The organism is Solimicrobium silvestre (assembly GCF_002976435.1).
In the GTDB taxonomy this organism is placed as follows: domain Bacteria; phylum Pseudomonadota; class Gammaproteobacteria; order Burkholderiales; family Burkholderiaceae_D; genus Solimicrobium; species Solimicrobium silvestre.
The window spans coordinates 1-5,883 of record NZ_PUGF01000048.1; the positions used below are offsets into that span (position 1 = coordinate 1).

Annotated in this window: 3 protein-coding genes; all 3 read right to left on the reverse strand. The window is 37.9% G+C overall.

What is annotated here, in order from left to right:
• Window positions 1–65 precede the first annotated feature (65 nt).
• The 3 genes from S2091_RS23565 to S2091_RS23575 all read right to left on the reverse strand — a co-directional run bounded on the left by S2091_RS23565 (window position 66) and on the right by S2091_RS23575 (window position 5,570).
• Complete coding sequence (locus S2091_RS23565) at window positions 66–1,550, reverse strand: oligosaccharide flippase family protein (protein ID WP_105534422.1); 1,485 nt, start codon at window positions 1,548–1,550, stop codon at window positions 66–68.
• Between the two features lie 1,028 nt (window positions 1,551–2,578).
• The gene (locus S2091_RS23570) at window positions 2,579–3,511 is read right to left on the reverse strand and encodes a hypothetical protein (RefSeq protein WP_133166975.1); all 933 of its coding nucleotides are present in this window, start codon (window positions 3,509–3,511) and stop codon (window positions 2,579–2,581) included.
• A 100-nt stretch (window positions 3,512–3,611) separates the two neighbouring features.
• Window positions 3,612–5,570, reverse strand: coding sequence for a polysaccharide biosynthesis protein (locus S2091_RS23575; protein ID WP_105534424.1), 1,959 nt, complete (start codon window positions 5,568–5,570; stop codon window positions 3,612–3,614).
• Between the last annotated feature and the right edge of the window lie 313 nt (window positions 5,571–5,883).

The window sequence follows — 5,883 nt, forward strand, 5'->3', positions numbered from 1 at the left end:
TAAATTCACCGATAAATAAAAAAAATAATGCGCAATAAAATAAAATTTTGCATCCTTTTGCAGGATTAGGCATTTATATTTCCCGTCAAATTTTTAATTTTTTTCAAAAAAAATAATTTCTCATTAACAGAAAGAAAAATTCGCCATATATATATAGCGATCAAGATCAATGAAAATATAAACAAAAACAATCTCAATATTCCATCATTAACTAAAGATAGCAAAAATGAAGAAGTAATCAGCAACATCAAAATCACAAATTTCATACCCAATAATTCTTTAAACTTCAGATCAAATATTTGAAATGAGCAATAAAACATCAAATATGTATCAACGCTAATTCTTAATAGCCAAATCAATCCAGCTCCTATTAAGCCAAAGTAAGTCCCTCCCAGCCAAAGCATTAAACAATAAACTGGAAATTCAGCAACATGGATTCTCGCCGTTATGAAGGATTTACCATTCCCCTGCAGCAAGGAAAATGGAATTTGCGCAATACTGCTGAGCAATACCCCATAGGCAAATATTTTCAAAAGGTTTTCGCTTTTCTCTGCGAATGCATACCCTAGCCATAGAGAAAGTATATCTTGGCTCGCATACGAAATCATCAATGTAATTGGTGCAATAATTAATACAAGATAAAAAACGCTGCTCCTAAATAAAGTTAATATTTCCGAATTTGCAATATCTCCAATGGGGGCAGAAAACCTTGGAAACAATACCGCAGTCAATGCTCCAGGAATAATCCATATTTTGGTTACCATCTCATTTGGCGTCACATAATATGCAACCGCTGCTGCCGAAATAGTTACACTAATTAGGAAACGATCTAGATAAGACATAAGAGGACTAATAATATTGCTGACAGTCATCCAGCCACCAGATACCATTAATGATCTAAAAAGATTAGGGCTATATCGTCTATCGCTTAACATTTTGGGTAATTTTTTTACTGCATAATAACCATGGGCAAAACACGCAATAATTCTCCCTATAGTAAGCACTGCAGTAACAGAGACTAAGTCATTTTTATACCAAAGCACTACGACCAATGGGCCAATGAAAGTAAAAACCCCCATAGGAAATCGAATTAGATTAATAACACCAAATGCCAACTTAGCTTCCAAAATTCCTCTCAGACCTGACGTCAAGACTATGAATGGCATTGCAATTGCCATTATATGTATGGAGCCGATAATTTCATTTACATCCCCACCATAGGCCATTTGATTTGCTCCCCATTTAGCGCCCAACCACATGAGCAAACCAGCAAATATACCTAAACCAAGCAATAGCAGAAAACTGGTATAAATCAATGATGGAATATCATGATCACGTTTTTCTATTATAAAAAGAGACAACTGCTGCGTAAGCGCTCGACCAAGTCCTAAATCAAACAGTCCAAAATAACTAACTACCGCCCATATAAGGGTCAACACGCCAAAACGAGAATCTCCGAGATGATGTATAAGCACAGGCATGGAACCAATTGCTACCAATAAGGGTAGTCCCAAACCCAATAAATTGTAAAAAGTATTTCGAATGAGCATGCAATAACCTATCTTCTTTACGCTTAATTTTTTGCAACAAAAATCGATATGCTAAGAGAATTTCCATCCAAACCCTCGATAAAATAACGATCTGATATAACGCCACCAACCACGAGATATCCCGTATTGGATAATAATTTTTTACACATTAGATATTACATATATAATTTTTCATTTACTTTAGGCAAAACTATATTGCCACCAGCCAATTCGGAGATGTGCAAAAATATGCGGCAAGCTTCTCTGTGGACATACTTGAATGTTGAGGGCGCATAGCAAGAAGAAGATATTCACTGCTTTCATATTCGCCACCGAAATTTTAGTTACAAATAAACACTATTCAGTGTGGCCTCAGAAAAATCCATACCAAGTTGTTTGGCCTTATGCTGTTAAATGATAGATTCCAGTGCGCTCCATCATAAACTCATATGCATTTTGTGCGCCTTTGGCGTGTGCAACAATATTTGCGGTGACTGCAATTATCCGGCTCTAAGTAGGAGCACAATATTGGTCAAACTATATGCAACTCTTCTTTTCCTGAACCAAGCGCAGTATAGCAAGTTAGAAATTTTCCCCACATTCCATACACGCAACTAGTACACAGAATTAAGTGAGGAATACCTACTGTCTGAATTACCTGCTCACCTCATCTAGCGTTGGCTGAACTGCATAACTAAGTTGAATCCCCTTGATTACCATTACCGAATAACTCTTAAACACGGGATGTATCGTGTGGTGTTGAGATAATTAATATCTCACGGATACATGCCAACATGCGGGTTGTTAGTGAATCAATAAATCATTGACTTATCATAGACTGGCAGCAATTATTTTCATACTGCCATAGTTACAGGGATAGATTTGTTCCAAATCCACTAGCCAATACAAGCCCCCCCTTGCTTAATAAAGCGTCTTTACCCTTTCCAATAGTGCTACTAAATCATTTCCCGATCCTGTTTTATGAATGCTGTAGCTTTTGCAATCGTGTTACATGATCGTTTTAAGTTTCAATTAATTTATTAGATGTATTAAGTAGAAATCTCATTCGAATCATAAAATAAACCATGCAGCGCAACTAATAATTCTTTATCGTTTAAAACAGCCCAAATTCCAGCAAAAATCAAACCAAACAATAAACCCAGTAATGTAAAAGTACTGATATTTCGCGATTCAGGATTAAAAGATACAAAAATTTTATCAAAAATTTTTGTATTAAAAGTGTGCGAAGGATTCAATTGATCTTCAATACTATTTTTTTGATCGTGTAATCCGTGTAATTCACTATCTCTCACTTTCAGAGTATTAACCAGCACAATACTTTCTGAAAATTTCTTGTCTATCATGGCCGGTGTATTTATTTTCGAAATAGGTTCAAAAATACTCTGGCGCTCAATTTCAATTTTTGAAATATTTTCATTCACCTCATCTAAATTTTTCTTTAAACGGGAAACGAGTGGTGTCAGTAGCTGCTCATGTTCTTTTTCTATTAATAAAAAAGATGCTTGTAAATTTTTTATTGCATCTTCTTTAGAGAAACCATTCACTGATAAATTAATAAGACTCCCTCCCTTCACTACAGAAGCGGTAAATGAAGAACTTATAAGCTTCGAACGCGGATCTGCATTTAAATCTTCAGGTAAATTCAACGCACTCAATATTTGAGCTGCAAACCCTGGGAATTTAATGCGTTGCACTACATTGTTAGGGTCAATCAAGATTCCAGCAGCATTGCCAACTTGCCCGATTTGAAACAACAAATCTGCTTTCCATTGCAGTGGGCGCAACATTGCTGTGCCAAGCGCAATTGCAGCGCATACGATTCCTACAACAGCAAATCGCCAAATATGACGCTTAAGTAATGAAAAAATAGAGGGTTGCGGGTCTGTGGACATAAAGGGTGCGGAGTTAACCATGGTAATCAAGAAAAATTTTAAAACAAAACGGGATGTTACAGTATTCACTAGGCAATGTCATTGCTACAAAGCTAGCAGTTAGCAGTTAGCAGTTAGCAGTTAGCAGTTAGCAGTTAGCAGTTAGCATTAAAAAATCATATAAAAATCATTAATGCAATAAATGCCCACCTTGAAACGGGTGTTGGTTTAAAGCCTGTGTCTGATGTTGTTGTTGCTTGAGCTGTTCACTCCAGACCATATCTTCAATACCGCACTGCGGTTGATATTCGCGGACCGCTTCCAATAGCAAAGCACGTACTTCTTCATAAGCAAAGCTTCGGCAAGCTGCATCTAATTTATCTAAAATTTGTTGCAATATCAGCCATGAAATTCTATTTTCCTGTGCTCGCATTATCAGAGGATGGTCAGTTCCATCTACATTTTCACCGATCAATAATTCTTCATATAATTTTTCGCCTGGCCGCAAGCCAACATGCTGAATATCAATCGCTTTGTTATCCAAGCTTTCCGATTTAAGTAATAAGCCACTTAAACGCACCATGCGCTTAGCTAGATCTATAATTTTTACGGGCTCCCCCATATCCAACACAAACACATCACCCCCCTCTCCCATCGAACCCGCTTGCAACACTAACTGAGCCGCCTCTGGAATAGTCATAAAGTAACGAGTGATATCCGGGTGCGTTAAGGTAATTGGACCACCCGCCATAATCTGCTGACGAAACAATGGTACGACAGAACCTGAAGATCCGAGCACATTACCAAACCGCACCATACAAAAACGAGTACATGATTCTTTCTCGGCGAATGCCTGCAAAATCAATTCTGCCAACCGCTTGGTTGAACCCATCACATTCGTTGGTCGAACAGCCTTATCAGTCGATATCAAGACAAAGTTAGCTACGCCTGCATTCATCGCAGCACGCGCAATACTTAAAGTGCCGAACACATTATTACGGATTCCTTCTATCGGATTTTGCTCAACCAGAGGTACATGCTTATAAGCAGCAGCATGATATACCGTCTGTACGGAAAAAGTTGTTAAAATTCCTTGGCATTTGACGGTATCAAGCACAGATCCTAAAAATGGCATGATATGGATCGCTAAAGAGTGGCTTTGCTTAAAGCTAGATAATTCTTTTTCTATTGTATATAGTGCAAATTCAGAGGTATCCAACATGATCAGGCGTGCTGGTTTCTGGCGTAGGATTTGCCTACATAATTCAGATCCAATAGAACCGCCAGCACCACTAACGAGCACGGTTTTTCCGGTGATGCACGCGCTAATTAAGAGCGGGTTAGGCTCAACCGGATCACGTCCGAGCAGATCTTCAATTTCAATTTCCCGAATATCCTTAACGCTGAGTTCACCCTTGAGTAAATCACGAATCGGCGGGGTTACTTTCACTTTAATGTGCAGTTTTTCCAGCCAATCTAAAATCACTTTTTGTGACTTTTTAGAAATCGATGGCATAACCAAATGAATTTCCTGGACACGATTTTTTTTAATTAAACCAGATAAATCAGTCGAAGGATAAACACGAATGCCCGCTATTGTTGTACCTTGCAATTCTTTTTTATCGTCGATCAAAAACATCGGCCGATATTCTTGACTGGTTCGAAGTGCTGTCGCCATTTGTACGCCAGTGCGACCTGCACCATAGATAGCAACCCGAATCGCGTTGCGATTATGATTGCGTTTCAGTAAAAAAGAGCGTACTAAAAAACGGCTTGCCAGCATATACATCGCCGCATTTAGCCAAAAAATCCCAAATACCGCGCGCGATAAAATCTCAATTTTCAAAAAAATTGCCAGTGACAACAAAGATAAAACAGTGATGGTCACCCCATACATAATGACAATGACAATTTTTTGTTCCACAAATCGAATTATTGCGCGATATAAGCCTAATCGAATAAAAATTGGGATAGCAATAATTGGAGCAGCAATGATGACAAGAAGAAATTGCTTGAGCAAAGTAACATTGACCACATCAAACCGCATCCACAACGCCGCGGCAAACATTAAGGGCAAAAAAAACATATCCGCACAAGCAGCAATGCATTGCTTTTGAAATCGAGATAATGTCAAAAATAAATTAATCATTTTAAATACCTGAGTGCCACTTAAATACTGCCATTATTTCAAATTAAATCGCTGCTCGCTCAAGCATATTAAAAATGCAATTAGCATAAACTTTGCACTAACTTTCGCGCATTTTACTGCGCAGTAGAATCTTTATTTTTAGCTGATGCCAACGTTTAAATCAATCCAAACACAGTACATACAGAATCAGTAGTGTCCCAACGTTTCTCATAGGAGAGACATCTGTTCTGGTTGATTTTCACCATCAGATAAATTTGATAGCGGCGTAAGTAGTTGATTTAAAGGTGTTGTTTCAAACATAGTCAAACTCAAG